The 12845-nt window shown below is 75.0% G+C and carries 12 protein-coding genes, 1 tRNA gene and 3 pseudogenes; 10 read left to right on the forward strand and 6 right to left on the reverse strand.

Going from position 1 to position 12845, the window contains the following annotated elements:
• Window positions 1–323: 323 nt before the first annotated feature.
• From FKM96_RS08685 to FKM96_RS08700, 5 genes and pseudogenes are all read left to right on the forward strand, one after another.
• Window positions 324–1055 carry a response regulator transcription factor gene (locus tag FKM96_RS08685; RefSeq protein WP_147794893.1) on the forward strand — a complete coding sequence of 244 codons (732 nt, stop codon included), beginning with the start codon at window positions 324–326 and terminating at the stop codon, window positions 1053–1055.
• Window positions 1056–1124: 69 nt separating this feature from the next.
• Window positions 1125–1340 (forward strand): hypothetical protein, encoded by a 216-nt coding sequence (locus FKM96_RS08690; protein ID WP_147794894.1) that lies wholly within the window; start codon window positions 1125–1127, stop codon window positions 1338–1340.
• Between the two features lie 88 nt (window positions 1341–1428).
• A pseudogene (locus FKM96_RS08695) lies at window positions 1429–2391 on the forward strand (Na+/H+ antiporter NhaA); the annotation flags it as partial.
• A 97-nt stretch (window positions 2392–2488) separates the two neighbouring features.
• Window positions 2489–2689 carry a Na+/H+ antiporter NhaA gene (locus FKM96_RS22185; RefSeq protein ID WP_371300528.1) on the forward strand — a complete coding sequence of 67 codons (201 nt, stop codon included), beginning with the start codon at window positions 2489–2491 and terminating at the stop codon, window positions 2687–2689.
• Between the two features lie 11 nt (window positions 2690–2700).
• Window positions 2701–3624 carry an alpha/beta fold hydrolase gene (locus tag FKM96_RS08700; RefSeq protein ID WP_147794895.1) on the forward strand — a complete coding sequence of 308 codons (924 nt, stop codon included), beginning with the start codon at window positions 2701–2703 and terminating at the stop codon, window positions 3622–3624.
• Between the two features lie 60 nt (window positions 3625–3684).
• Here the strand turns inward: FKM96_RS08700 and nth are convergent, their stop codons facing one another.
• Entirely contained in the window at window positions 3685–4413 is a 729-nt protein-coding gene (gene nth, locus FKM96_RS08705) for an endonuclease III (protein WP_147794896.1), read from the reverse strand.
• 159 nt (window positions 4414–4572) lie between these two features.
• Here nth and FKM96_RS20620 point away from each other — a divergent pair, with 159 nt between their 5' ends.
• Together FKM96_RS20620 and FKM96_RS08715 are read left to right on the forward strand one after the other, a co-directional pair.
• Window positions 4573–4995, forward strand: a complete 423-nt coding sequence (locus tag FKM96_RS20620) for a hypothetical protein (protein ID WP_168216927.1) — start codon at window positions 4573–4575, stop codon at window positions 4993–4995.
• Window positions 4996–5088: 93 nt separating this feature from the next.
• The gene (locus tag FKM96_RS08715) at window positions 5089–5724 is read left to right on the forward strand and encodes a Crp/Fnr family transcriptional regulator (protein WP_203669331.1); all 636 of its coding nucleotides are present in this window, start codon (window positions 5089–5091) and stop codon (window positions 5722–5724) included.
• A gap of 88 nt (window positions 5725–5812) precedes the next feature.
• Here FKM96_RS08715 and FKM96_RS08720 read toward each other — a convergent pair whose 3' ends face one another.
• Genes FKM96_RS08720 through FKM96_RS08730 form a run of 3 tightly spaced genes read right to left on the reverse strand, consistent with a single transcriptional unit; the run spans window position 5813 to window position 6789 of the window.
• Window positions 5813–6295, reverse strand: a complete 483-nt coding sequence (locus FKM96_RS08720; protein ID WP_147794898.1) for a RidA family protein — start codon at window positions 6293–6295, stop codon at window positions 5813–5815.
• A complete protein-coding gene (locus FKM96_RS08725; RefSeq protein WP_146837291.1) occupies window positions 6292–6453 on the reverse strand; it encodes a DUF4177 domain-containing protein in 162 nt (53 codons plus the stop codon). The genes FKM96_RS08720 and FKM96_RS08725 overlap by 4 nt, the downstream gene beginning before the upstream one ends.
• A 33-nt stretch (window positions 6454–6486) precedes the next feature.
• Window positions 6487–6789, reverse strand: a complete 303-nt coding sequence (locus FKM96_RS08730; protein WP_147794899.1) for a WhiB family transcriptional regulator — start codon at window positions 6787–6789, stop codon at window positions 6487–6489.
• Window positions 6790–7037: 248 nt separating this feature from the next.
• On the opposite strand from FKM96_RS08730, the gene FKM96_RS08735 reads away from it, so the two are divergent.
• From FKM96_RS08735 to FKM96_RS08745, 3 genes and pseudogenes are all read left to right on the forward strand, one after another.
• Window positions 7038–9470: a transglycosylase domain-containing protein gene (locus tag FKM96_RS08735; RefSeq protein WP_147794900.1), complete on the forward strand. Its 2433-nt coding sequence runs from the start codon at window positions 7038–7040 to the stop codon at window positions 9468–9470.
• Window positions 9467–10445, forward strand: a pseudogene (locus tag FKM96_RS08740) (metallophosphoesterase). The gene FKM96_RS08735 and the pseudogene FKM96_RS08740 overlap by 4 nt, the downstream one beginning before the upstream one ends.
• Window positions 10446–10531: 86 nt before the next feature.
• Window positions 10532–10605, forward strand: a tRNA-Pro gene (locus tag FKM96_RS08745).
• Between the two features lie 470 nt (window positions 10606–11075).
• On the opposite strand, the pseudogene FKM96_RS22190 reads toward FKM96_RS08745, so the two are convergent.
• A pseudogene (locus FKM96_RS22190) lies at window positions 11076–11477 on the reverse strand (GGDEF domain-containing protein); the annotation flags it as partial.
• A gap of 596 nt (window positions 11478–12073) precedes the next feature.
• Window positions 12074–12844 (reverse strand): ABC transporter permease, encoded by a 771-nt coding sequence (locus tag FKM96_RS08755; RefSeq protein WP_147794901.1) that lies wholly within the window; start codon window positions 12842–12844, stop codon window positions 12074–12076.
• Window position 12845 lies beyond the last annotated feature (1 nt).

Raw genomic sequence — 12845 nt, forward strand, 5'->3', positions numbered from 1 at the left:
GGGGCCAGCCGACCGCGAGGACGCCGGAGAGGACGACGAGGAGGGCGGCGAGGACGACGCCGTCCCGGCCGGCGAGCGAGACGCCCCCGAGGACACCGGCGACGGCGACGAGCGTCGCCAGGACGGCCGTGGTCACGGCGCGGTTCGAGGCGGGCACGGGCGCCATCCTCGCATCCCGGGGCCCCGCACCCGGCATCGGGCCGGTCGCGGCCGCCCGGGGGACGCGCCCCGCTTGTACCACCGCCATGTGTCGCGGACGCAGGCCTCGACGTGACATCCGAGGGGTACCGTGTCCCCAATTCGGACGGGAGGAGGGCCGCTGCGTGGCCGACCTGCTGCTGCTCACCCCCGCATCGGGGGGTTCGTCCCAGGTGCTGCCCGCGCTCGGGCTGCTGTCCCACCGGGTCCGCGTGCTGCCCGTGGAGCCCTCGGCCCTCGTGGACGCGCCCGACGCCGACATCGTCGTGCTGGACGCGCGCCGCGACCTGGTGACCGCGCGCACCACGTGCCGCCTGCTGCGCGCGACCGGCCTCACGGTGCCGCTCGTGCTGGTGCTGACCGAAGGCGGCCTCACGGTCGTCACGGCCGAGTGGGGCGCCGACGACATCGTGCTGGAGAACGCGACGCCCGCCGAGGTCGAGACCCGGTTCCGGCTGGTCATCGAGCGCGCCGCGCGGTCGTCCTACGACGACCAGCCGCAGGAGATCTCCTCCGGCGAGCTCATGATCGACGCCGGCGGGTACACCGCCCGGCTGCGCGGCCGCCCGCTCGACCTCACCTACAAGGAGTTCGAGCTCCTCAAGTACCTGGTGCAGCACCCGGGACGCGTCTTCACCCGCGCCCAGCTGCTCCAGGAGGTCTGGGGCTACGACTACTACGGGGGCACCCGCACGGTCGACGTCCACGTCCGCCGGCTGCGCGCCAAGCTCGGCCCCGAGCACGAGCAGCTCATCGGCACCGTGCGGAACGTCGGCTACCGGTTCGACCCGCCGAAGGACCGCCGGTCCGCGGAGAGCAGCCCGACGTCGCCCGCCGAGGTCGCCGCGGACGCCTGACCGACGTCCACCACCTACGCAGGGCCGGGGCCGTCGGTCGCGCTCGCCACGCGCCGCCACGATGGCGGGATGACCCCGCTGACCTGGGTGCTGTCCGGCCTGTCCGCCGTCGTGCTCGTCGGCGCGCTCGCCCGGCTCCTGCACCGCACGCGCCCCGGCCGCGCGGCCCGGGGGCTGCTCGTCGTGACCACCGACCCCGCGGCCGCCACCCGCGCGGTCGAGAGGGTCGCCCTCGAGGTCGAGGCCGCCGGGGACGAGGTCGACGCCGGACGCGGCTCGCCCTGACGCCCGCCGACGCGGCCGGTACGATCGTCCGCGGTGTGCCGGGAAGTCTGGTCGGCGTCCCCGTCGTCGACCCCACGGAGAGCCGCCCGTGCCCCCCTCCCCCGCACCCGCCCCGCGACGCCTGTTCGGCACCCTGTCGCCCGGCGGACTGGCGAACCTGCTCGACACCCTCCGCGCCGAGCGCACCGGCGGCGTCCTGCTGCTCGCCGGCGCCGTCCTCGCGCTGCTGTGGGCGAACTCCCCGTGGTCGGCGTCCTACACCGCGCTGTCGGAGACCGTGGTCGGCCCGGCGGCCCTGCACCTCGACCTCAGCCTCGCGTCGTGGGCGACCGACGGCCTGCTCGCGATCTTCTTCTTCGTGGTCGGCGTCGAGCTCAAGCGGGAGATCGTCGACGGGGAGCTCCGGCGCGTGCGCACCGCGGTCGTGCCGGTCGTCGCCGCCGTGGGCGGGATGGCGGTCCCCGCGCTGCTCTACCTGCTGGTCAACGCGACCGCCGCGGGTGCGACCCGCGGGTGGGCGGTGCCGACCGCGACCGACATCGCGTTCGCCGTCGCGGTGCTCTCGGTGGTCGGCCGCAGCCTGCCCGCGTCGCTGCGGGCCTTCCTGCTGACGCTCGCCGTGGTCGACGACCTGCTCGGCATCGTCGTGATCGCCGTGGTCTACACCGACGGGCTGCACCTCGCCCTGCTGGGCGCGTCGCTCGTGGCGGTGGCGGCGTTCGCGCTGCTGGTCCGGGTCCGCCGCCCGGGCGTCGCCGGGCACGCAGCCCTCGTGGTGCTGGCGGTGACCGCGTGGGCGCTCATGCACGCGTCCGGGGTGCACGCGACCATCGCCGGGGTGCTGCTCGGCCTCACCGCGCCGGCGCTGGCCCGTCCGGGTGAGCCGTCGAGCGTCGCGGAGCGCCTCGAGCACCGGTGGCGCCCCGTGTCCGCGGGGTTCGCGGTGCCCGTGTTCGCGCTGTTCGCGGCCGGCGTGCCGCTGTCCGGCGGCGCGCTCGCCGAGGCCGTCCGGGACCCGGTGGCCCAGGGCGTCGCGCTCGGGCTCGTGGTCGGCAAGCCGCTGGGCATCCTGGCGGCGACGTGGCTGGTCGCGCGGTTCACCCGCGCCACCCCTCGCCCCCGACCTGCACTGGCGGGACGTGGGCGCCGTGGGGCTGCTCGCCGGCATCGGGTTCACCGTCTCGCTGCTCATCGGCGAGCTCGCCTTCGGGGCCGGCAGCGCCCACGACGAGCACCTCAAGGTCGCGATCCTGCTGGCGTCGACGACGGCCGCGGTCCTCGGCGGCGCGGCCCTCGCGGCGCGCGACCGGGCGCACCGGTCCCGCCGGACGGGGTCCGGGACGCGGTAGGTTCGGCGTCGATGACCGTCGACTCCGCCGCCCTCCTGCTCGACGGCCCGTGGCGGCACCACTTCGTCCCCGCGAACGGCTCCCGGTTCCACGTGGCCGTCGCCGGCCCGGACGACCGGGACGCCCCGCTGGTGGTGCTGCTGCACGGGCTGCCCGAGCTGTGGTGGGCGTGGCGCCACCAGCTGCCCGCCCTCGCCGAGGACGGGCACCGCGTCGTCGCGATGGACCTGCGCGGCACCGGCGGCTCCGACAAGCCACCGAGCGGCTACGACGTGCCGACCCTGACCCGGGACGTCGCCGGCGTGGTCCGGTCGCTCGGCTGCGACCGCGCGGTCGTCGTCGGGCACGGCGTCGGCGGCGGCGACGTGGCCTGGGCCATGCCCGCCTACCACCCGGGACTCACCCGGGGCGTCGCGGTGCTGTCCTCCCCGCACCCGCTGACCCGCCGGGCGGACCCCCGCTCCGGGCTCCGCGCCCGGGCCGCGCAGCGGATGGCCGAGATCCAGGTCCCGTACCTGCCCGAGCGCGCGATGACCCGCGGCGACCTCGTCGCGCGGCTGCTGCGCGAGTGGGGCGGCCCGCGCTGGCCGGACCCCGCGGCGCTCGCGCTGTACCGCCGGGCCGCGCACGTCCCGTTCGCGGCGCACTCCGCGCTGGAGCAGGTCCGCTGGCTGTACCGCTCCGGCGTGCGCGCCGACGGGCGCCGGCACGCGGTCGCGCTGCGGGAGGCGGCGCCGGTGCCGACGCTGCAGGTGCACGGCGGGTCGGACGGCTGCTACCCGGTCTCCCGGGCGATGGCCGACGGGTCCGTGGCCCGCCGGCTCGGGCCGCACTACCGGTTCGAGATGCTCTCCGGCGCGGGCCACTACCTGCCGGAGGAGGAGCCCGACCGCGTCACCGCCGTGCTGCGCGACTGGCTCCGCGAGCTGCCCTGACCTCCCTCCCGTTCGCCGAGCGGGCACACGATGTCCCCTCGCGCCGTGGGGTGGGGACGTCTACTGCCCGCTCGGCGGGACGGGAGGGGCCGCGACCCGGACCAGGGCCGACGGGCAGTCGCCCGTCAGGGGGCAGGTGGCGCAGTCCGGCTTGCGGGCGTGGCAGGTGCGGCGGCCGTGGAAGATCAGCCGGTGGCTCAGCAGCGTCCACTCCGGCCGCGGGATCAGCGCCGCGATGTCCTGCTCGACCTTGACCGGGTCCTCCTCGGTCGTCCAGCCGAGCCGCCGGGCGAGCCGGCCCACGTGGGTGTCGACGGTGATGCCGGGCACGCCGAAGGCGTCGCCCAGGACCACGTTCGCCGTCTTGCGACCCACACCCGGCAGCGTCACCAGGTCCTCGAGCCGGGGCGGCACCTCACCGTCGAACCGCTCCACCAGGGCGCGCCCGAGGCCCTGCAGCGAGCGCGCCTTGGCCCGGAAGAACCCGGTCGGCCGGATCAGCTCCTCCAGCTCGGCGGGGTCCGCGCCCGCGTAGGCGGCGGCGTCGGGGTAGCGCGCGAACAGCGCCGGCGTCACCTGGTTGACCCGCACGTCGGTGGTCTGCGCGGACAGCACCGTCGCGACCAGCAGCTCCAGCGGCGACCGGAAGTCGAGCTCGCACCGGGCGTCGGGCCAGCGCACCGCCAGCGCGCGGTCGACCCGGCGCGCACGACGGACCAGGGCGACCGGCGGCCGGTCCGCCGCGGACCCCGGAGCGGTCGCCGCCGCGGGGCGCCGGGCGGGACTCATGCGGCCAGCGTAGGTCCCCCGGGGGACAACGGTTGCTCTGGGCGAGTGACCGGGACTTGATCACATGACCAACTTCTCAAGTCGGGTACCCCGGGCGTCGAAAGACGGGGGGACGCGACCTGTGGCCGTACGGGTCGTCCGAGAGAGTGGGCGGACCGCATGACCCTGGCCGGCACGGCTGACCAGCTCGTCGAGCTGCGCCGGCAGCGCGGTGCGCTGCGCCTCGAGCACCAGCACGTCGTCCGCTGGCGGCGTCTGGTGCGCGACCGCCTCGAGCTCGCCGTGGCCGCCGCCGCGCCGCCCGAGGCGCCGGGCGCCTGCCCGGACGTGCGCAGCGTCCTGGGGGACGCCGCCGTCGACGTGCCGCCCGCCGCCGAGCTCGCGGCCGCCGTCCGGGGCGCGCTGCCGATCGCCGAGGTGCACGAGCTGCCGCGGCTGCGTGACCTGGACCTGCGCCTCGCCCGCTACGAGATGCGGCTCGAGGACGCGCTGAGCCGCCTGACCGACCGGTACATCGACCGGCTCGCCCGCGACGTCACCGAGGGAGGCGTCGACGCGCTCCGCCGTCCTGCCGGCGCGTGATGAGGCACACTGAGGGGCGTCACATCCCGGCAAGAAGGTGAGGTCCCTCCCGTGGAGGACGACGTCGTGCTCACGGCGCCCCTGTTCCAGAACATGGACCCCGAGGCGTCCCGGACGCTGCTCGCGTCGATGGCGCCCGTGCACGTCGCCCGCGGCGAGGTGCTGTTCCACGAGGGCGAGCCGGGCGACCGGCTCTACGTGATCCGCTCCGGCAAGATCAAGCTCGGCCGCCGGTCCTCCGACGGCCGCGAGAACCTCCTCGCCGTGCTCGGCCCCGGCGAGATGTTCGGCGAGCTCTCGCTGTTCGACCCGGGCCCCCGCACCGCCACGGCCACCGGCCTCGCCGACGCCGTGGTGCTCGAGCTCGGCCACCACGACCTCATCCCGTGGCTCGAGCAGAACCCCACCGTCGCCAAGCACCTGCTCGGCGCGCTCGGCCGTCGGCTGCGCCGCACCAACGACGCCCTGGCCGACCTGGTGTTCTCCGACGTCCCCGGCCGCGTGGCCAAGGCGCTGCTCGACCTGTCGCACCGGTTCGGCCAGCAGACCGACGAGGGCGTCCGGGTCGCGCACGACCTCACGCAGGAGGAGCTGGCGCAGCTCGTCGGCGCGAGCCGCGAGACCGTGAACAAGGCGCTCGCCGACTTCGCCGCCCGCGGCTGGGTCCGGCGCGAGGGCCGCGCGATCGTGCTCCTCGACGTCGACCGGCTGGAGCGCCGCGCCCGCTGAGGCGCCGCACCCCACGCACCGACGGCGACGGCCCGGCCGCAGCCCCTCACGGGGGCGCGGCCGGGCCGTCTCGCGTCGGCGGTGGGGCTCAGGCCTCGGGCGCGAGCTCCACGACGATCTCGACCTCGACCGGCGAGTCGAGGGGCAGCACCGCGACGCCGACCGCCGAGCGCGCGTGCACGCCGGCCTCGCCGAACACCTCGTGCAGCAGCGTGCTGGCGCCGTTGATCACGCCGGGCTGGCCGGTGAACGCCGGGTCGCTCGACACGAAGCCGACGACCTTGACGACCCGGACCACCCGGTCCAGGTCGCCGACCAGCGAGGCGACGGCCGCGACGGCGTTGAGCGCCGCCGTGCGTGCCAGGTCCTGCGCGGTCTCCGGCGACACCTGGCCGGGGCCGGTGCCCACCTTGCCGGTGACGGGCAGCTCGCCCGCCACGAACGGCAGCTGGCCGGAGGTGTGCACGTACGCGCCGGTCTGCACCGCGGGGACGTAGGCGGCGACGGGCGCGGCGACCTGGGGCAGCTCGATGCCGAGCTCCGCCAGCCGCTCGACGACGGCGCCCGTCACTTCTCGCCCGTGGGGCGCTTGAGGTAGGCGACGAGCCCGGTCTCGGACTGCAGGACCTGGACGAGCTCCCAGCCGTCCTGACCCCACTGGTCGAGGATCGCCTTGGTCGCGTGGACGATGAGGGGGACGGTCGCGTACTCCCACGTGGTGGTGGCCATGGCGCCACCCTAGCCGTGCCCCGCGGGCGCCGGTCAGGCCCCGGCCACCTGCTCCACCGGCTCGGTGCCGAGCAGCTCGTCGTACCAGGACTCCACCTCGGGCCGCCGGCGGCGCAGCGCGCGCCGCTCCCGCTCGGTCATCCCGCCCCACACGCCGAAGTCGGCGCGCGAGTCGAGGGCGTCGGCCAGGCAGAGCAGCCTGACGGAGCACCCCGCGCACACGGCCCGGGCGTCGCGCTGCGCGGCGCCCTCCACGAACAGCGCGTCGGGCGCCACTCCCCCGGTGCCGCACTTCGCGTTCGCCGTCCAGTGCCCGTCGGGCCCTGCGATCGTCATCGAGCCATCCCTACTGTCCCCTGCGAACGGGACAGCACCGCCCGCGGACCGTCGCACACGACGCCCCGGAACGGCAGTCCCCCCTGCTGGGCCGACCGTATCGGGTCGATTCGTCCCGTCGCATCCTCCGTTCGGGTTGTTCGACCCGGTCGGCCAGCGACGTCGCGCGTGTGCAGGTACGGTGCAGGTCCCCCCGGGCCCTGTGGACGACCGGCGGCCGCACGGGGTGCTCCCGTACCCTGGCGGGCATGGCTCCCTCCCCCTCGCCGCGCGGGCGGCAGGTCACCGTCGTGCAGGCGCTGGCGCTGCTGCTCGCCTTCGTGCTGACCGCGGGCGTCGGCGGTCTGCTGACCGCCGGGCTCGTGCTGCCGACCGTCGCCGTCGCGAACACCGCGACCGACCTGAGCGTCGAGGCGTTCGAGGACCTCCCGTCCGAGCTCGAGACCCGGCCGCTCTCCGAGAAGTCGGTGATGCTGGCCAACGACGGCACGACCGTGCTGGCCGAGTTCTTCTCGGAGAACCGGATCGTCGTGCCGCTGGACCAGGTGTCCGTGCAGATGCAGAACGCCGTGGTGGCGACGGAGGACAAGCGGTTCTACCAGCACGGCGGCATCGACCCCGCCGGCATGGCGCGCGCGCTGGTCAAGAACCAGGTCAGCGACTCGACGCAGGGCGCCTCCACGCTGACCCAGCAGTACGTGAAGAACGTGCTCATCGAGACGGCGGTCCGCGACGGCGACCTCGCCGCCGCCGAGGCGGCCCGGGAGGCCGACGGCACGGAGGGCTACGCGCGCAAGCTGCGCGAGGCGAAGCTCGCCATCGCGCTCGAGAAGCGGATGACGAAGGACCAGATCCTCGAGAACTACCTCAACATCGCGCAGTTCGGGGTCGCGACGTACGGCGTGGAGTCCGCCGCGCAGCGCTACTTCAGCAAGTCGGCCGCCGAGCTGACCTACCTCGAGGCCGCGACGATCGCCGGCATCACGCAGAGCCCGACGGCGTTCGACCCGGTGCGCAACCCCGAGGCGTCGCAGCAGCGTCGCGACCTCGTGCTGCGGCTGATGAACGAGCAGGGCTACATCACGCAGGAGGAGTTCGACGCGGGCGTCGCGGCGCCGATCGCGGACACCCTGCACGTGAGCGAGGCCCAGAGCGGCTGCATGGCGGCCGGCAACGTGGTGCAGGGCTCCGGCTACTTCTGCGACTACGTCACGCACGTCATCCGGAACGACCCCGCGTTCGGCGAGACGGCCGAGGAGCGCGAGGAGACGCTGTACCGCGGCGGCCTGACGATCACCACGACGCTCGACCCGCGGCTCCAGACGCTCGCCGACACCCAGGTCAAGGCGACGGTCCCGGTCGACGACCCCAACGGGGTCGGGTCGGCCATGTCGGTGGTGGAGCCGGGGACCGGCCAGATCAAGGCGATGGCCCAGAACCGGAACTTCAACAACACCGCGGACGCGACGGGGCGCGACTCGTCCGTCAACTACAACACCTCGTACTCCTACGGCGGGTCCGGCGGGTTCATGCCCGGCTCGACGTTCAAGCCGTTCACGCTGCTCGAGTGGCTCAAGACCGGCCACAACCTCAACGAGAGCGTCAACGGCACGGAGCGCACGCTCAACACGAACCAGTTCACGGCGTGCGGGTCGCGCTACCCGAGCCAGACCTGGAAGGTCGGCAACGCCGAGGGCGGCTCCGGCAACATGTCCGTGATGCAGGCGACCCAGCAGTCCGTCAACCTCGCCTACCTGTCGATGGCGATGCAGCTGGACCTCTGCAACATCATGGAGGGGGCCAAGCAGCTCGGGGTCACCAGCTCGAACGCCGGTGCCGAGGGCCAGGCCATCGAGGCGAAGCCGTCCAACGTGCTCGGCTCGGGAGTCACCAGCCCGCTCGCCCTCGCCGGCGCGTACGCCACGTTCGCCTCGGGCGGCATCTACTGCACGCCCATCGCGATCACCAACGTGAAGAACGCCGACGGCGCGGACATCCCGATCCCCGACGCCGGCTGCCACCAGGCGATCGACCCGAACGTCGCGGCGGGCATGAACGAGGCGATGAGCAACGTCTGGAACGGCACCGGAAGGTCCATCGGACGGCCGTCGTTCTACACGGCCTCCGGCAAGACCGGCACGACGACCAAGAACGAGCACACCTGGTTCGCGGGATACACCCCGCGCCTGGCGTCGATCGTGTGGGTCGGCTACCCGGACCGCAACGAGCAGATGAAGAACATCACCATCAACGGCAGGTTCGCTCGGTTCGCGTACGGCGCGACCTACGCGGGCGTCACGTGGAAGAACTTCATGGACGAGGCGCTGAACGACGGCCAGCCGAACCCGGGCTTCTCCGCGCCGACCAGCGACCTGCGGTACGGGCGAGCCGTCCCGATCCCCTCGGTCGTGGGCCAGGACCAGAACACGGCGATCGCCACCCTGCAGAACGCCGGGTTCTCCGCGAGCGTCGGCGGGACGACCGCCTCGGACATCACGCCCGGGTCGGTCGTCAGCCAGAGCCCGTCCGGCAGCGCGCCGGCGGGCAGCTCGATCTCCCTGACGCTGTCGAGCGGCCCGGGCGCGCCGGCCGGCGACGGCGGGGGCGGCGGGAACAACGGCGGGAACCCCGGTGGCGGCAACGGCGGCGGCGGCAACGGCGGCGGGAACAACGGCGGATGACCCACCCCGTCGCCCGCGCACTGGGCGGCGCCGCGCTCGCCGGCGCCGCTGCGGTCGCCTGGGGCACGCTCGTCGAGTCCCGCTGGTACGCGCTGCGCGAGGTCACCGTCCCGGTGCTCCCGCACGGCCAGGACCCGCTGCGCGTCCTGCACCTGTCCGACCTGCACCTGACCCCCGGCCAGCACCGCAAGGTCGACTGGGTCCGCGACCTCGCGTCGCTCCGACCGGACCTGGTGGTGGACACCGGCGACAACTGGGCGCACGTCGAGGCCATGCCCGCGCTGCTGCGCGCGCTCGAGCCGCACCTGGGGACCCCGGGCGCGTTCGTGTGGGGGTCGAACGACTTCTTCGCGCCGTCGCCCAAGAACCCGGCCCGGTACCTGCTCCCCGACGCCCGCACGACTCCGCCCCGCCCCCCGGTGGAGCTGCCCTGGCGGGAGCTCGGCAACCGTCTCCGGTCCGCCGGCTGGGTCGACCTGACCAACCGCCGCGACGAGGTGAAGGCCGGCGGCCGGCGCATCTCGCTCGTGGGCACCGACGACGCGCACCTGGGACCGCGACCGGTTCCCCGCCGCCGGCGGTCCGGACGACGTCCGCCCGGCGCCCGTGGTCGACGACGCGGGCGTGGCCCGTGCGCCGCACGGCGACGTCGACCTGCACCTGGGCGTCACGCATGCGCCCTACCGCCGGGTCCTGGACGCGATGCACGCCGACGGCGCCGACCTCGTGCTCGCCGGGCACACCCACGGCGGCCAGCTCGCGGTGCCCGGCTACGGGGCGCTCGTCACGAACTGCGACCTCCCCCGGGACCGGGCCAAGGGCCTGCACGGCTGGCCGGGCCCGCGGCCCGACGCCCGCGGCGGCGCGGACTCCACCTGGCTGCACGTGTGCGCCGGCCTGGGCACGTCGCCGTACGCCCCGGTGCGGTTCGCGTGCCGACCCGAGGCGACGCTGCTGACGCTCGTCGCGGCCTGAGACGCGACGCTCCTCACACTTCGCGCCTCGGGGCCGCCCCGATGCACGACCACCGTCCCGCGTCGGCTATGCTGGGCGGGCTTCACCGGGGTGTGGCGCAGCTTGGTAGCGCGCCTCGTTCGGGACGAGGAGGTCGTGGGTTCGAATCCCGCCACCCCGACCGGTGAGAAGACGAAGGCCCGGACCGCTCGGTCCGGGCCTTCGTCGTCCCTCGGGTGCGCGCCGGACCCGGTGCGCCGAGATCGGTGCTTCCGCTCGACATCGGTGCTTCCTCCCACCGATCTCGAGTCGGAGCACCGATCTCGGAGAACGCCAGGGGCGTACGGCGGCGGCGCACGCCGGGCGGGTGGCGGGCCTCAGCAGCCCGCGTGCTGGTCCCGCCGCCCGCCGGGCCGGTCGCTCGAGTGGTCCCGCACCCCCGGCCCCTGCGGGCCCGGCGCCTGCGGGTCCGCCGCGGGGCGCCGCGCGGCCGCGAGGCCCTCGGTCGCGATCCGGAACCGGTCCCGCCCCGCCTGCTTCGCCCGGTACAGCGCGATGTCCGCGGGCGGCCAGGGCCGACCCCGCGGGCGCGCCGTCCGTGAGCAGCGCGATGCCGGCGGAGAACGTCACGCCGGTGCCTTCCTCGGCCCACTCCGCGCGCAGCGCCCGCAGCATGTTCAGCGCCTGCACCGGCTCGGTGCGCGGCAGGATCAGCACGAACTCCTCGCCGCCGTACCGGGCCGCGTAGTCGCGGCGCCGCAGGTGCTCGTGGAGCGCGTGCCCGAACCGCTCGAGCACGGCGTCGCCCGCGGCGTGGCCCCGGGTGTCGTTCACGCGCTTGAAGTGGTCGAGGTCGGCGATGACGACGCAGTCGCCCGGGACGGCCCGGGTCAGCCGCTCCTCGAGGTCGCGACGGTTCGCGAGCGAGGTGAGGACGTCGGTGCGCGCGTCGGTCCGCAGCCGTCGGCGCACGTCGCGCTGGTAGGCGGTGGCGAGCGCGATCACCTGCGCGGTGCCCCACCAGGTCACGGCGTAGATCACGAGCCGCACCACGGCCCTGCCGTCCAGGGGTCGACGCCATCGCGACGTACGCGCCGCACGCGGCCGGCAGCAGCGTGAGCGCCGCGCGCCCGGGGTGGAACAGGCCCGCGTACACGAAGCACAGCGGGATCAGCCCGACGAAAGCGCTGGCGATGCCGGTGGTGGTGAGGCCGACGGCGGCGAGGGCGAGCAGGAGCGCGAGCGGGAACGCGAGCGTGCCCCAGCCGTCCCGGTGCCACCGCACCCGCAGGCTCAGGCCCACCAGCGCGAGCATCCCGCCCGACATCCCCGCGAGGACGGCGAGCCCGTGCCCGTCGACCCCCAGGCACAGCGCGCCGAGGATCACGACCGCCCCGCCGAACAGCAGCAGCACCCGCCCGGCGGCGGCCGCGCTGCCGCCCGCGCGCGCCCAGGCCGGGACGTGCGCGAGCAGGCGCACGACGACGGGCGCCTCGTGCGGCGCCCGTCCGTGTGCGCGGCGTCCAGACGCGACCGGCGGCATACCCGGATGATCGGCTGCCGACCGGGGTCACTTCAGAGGATGGTTGAGATCTGCACCATTTCTCGACGTGATCCCCAGCACGCTCCCAGGGGGCGCCCCCGGCGGATCAGCGCCAGCGGAACAGCCGCGCCGACAGCGGCACCAGCACGACGGTCCACCCGGCCATCACGAGCAGCTCGCGCACCGGCACCCCGGCGCCGACCCACCCGTCGAGCATCGCCTGCGATCCCGCGCCCAGCGGCGTCCACGCGGCGACCTGCTGGACGACCTCGGGCATGATCGGCAGCGGCAGCCACACGCCCGCGAAGAACAGCGACACGAAGTAGACGGTCATCCCGATGCCGGTCGCCGCCCCCGCCGTCGGCGCGCGCGCCGCGATGAGCGACCCGACGCCGAACGTGGACGTGGCCGCCAGCAGGAACCCGGCGAGCACGACGCCCGGCCGCTCGGGCGCGCTCACGTCGACGACGAGCATCCCGACCGCGAGCGCGAGCACGGCCGCCACGAGCAGCGCGGCCACGTTGACGAGGACCTGCGCGACCAGGAGGCGCGAGGGCGGCAGCGGGGTCGTCGACAGGCGGCGGAGCACCCCGGTGCCGCGGTAGGTGGCGATCGTGATCGGGTAGACGGACAGCGCCACGGTGCCGACGGCCAGCGTCAGGACGATCGGCGTGTAGCCGGTGATGCCGTTGATCTGCGACAGCAGCGGGTCGTCCTCGCTGTACGGGGTCGACCCCCACGGCATCGCGAGGCCGAGCACCGCGAGCAGCACCGCGGGGAACAGGACGGCGAAGAACACGTTGGACGGCTCGCGCAGGGCGAGGCGCCCCTCGACGGCGGTGACCCGGGCGAGCACCCGGGGGCTGGTCGCGGACATG

Source organism: Cellulomonas sp. Y8 (assembly GCF_008033115.1).
Lineage (GTDB): Bacteria > Actinomycetota > Actinomycetes > Actinomycetales > Cellulomonadaceae > Cellulomonas.

What these genes read in the sequence shown, in the direction of transcription:
- FKM96_RS20620 (WP_168216927.1), top strand. Translation starts at nt 4,573, where the DNA reads ATGACCCTGGCCGGCACGGCTGACCAGCTCGTCGAGCTGCGCCGGCAG.
- FKM96_RS08755 (WP_147794901.1), bottom strand. Translation starts at nt 12,844, where the DNA reads ATGTCCGCGACCAGCCCCCGGGTGCTCGCCCGGGTCACCGCCGTCGAG.
- FKM96_RS08700 (WP_147794895.1), top strand. Translation starts at nt 2,701, where the DNA reads ATGACCGTCGACTCCGCCGCCCTCCTGCTCGACGGCCCGTGGCGGCAC.
- FKM96_RS08715 (WP_203669331.1), top strand. Translation starts at nt 5,089, where the DNA reads ATGGACCCCGAGGCGTCCCGGACGCTGCTCGCGTCGATGGCGCCCGTG.
- FKM96_RS08735 (WP_147794900.1), top strand. Translation starts at nt 7,038, where the DNA reads ATGGCTCCCTCCCCCTCGCCGCGCGGGCGGCAGGTCACCGTCGTGCAG.
- FKM96_RS08690 (WP_147794894.1), top strand. Translation starts at nt 1,125, where the DNA reads ATGACCCCGCTGACCTGGGTGCTGTCCGGCCTGTCCGCCGTCGTGCTC.
- nth (WP_147794896.1), bottom strand. Translation starts at nt 4,413, where the DNA reads ATGAGTCCCGCCCGGCGCCCCGCGGCGGCGACCGCTCCGGGGTCCGCG.
- FKM96_RS08730 (WP_147794899.1), bottom strand. Translation starts at nt 6,789, where the DNA reads ATGACGATCGCAGGGCCCGACGGGCACTGGACGGCGAACGCGAAGTGC.
- FKM96_RS08725 (WP_146837291.1), bottom strand. Translation starts at nt 6,453, where the DNA reads ATGGCCACCACCACGTGGGAGTACGCGACCGTCCCCCTCATCGTCCAC.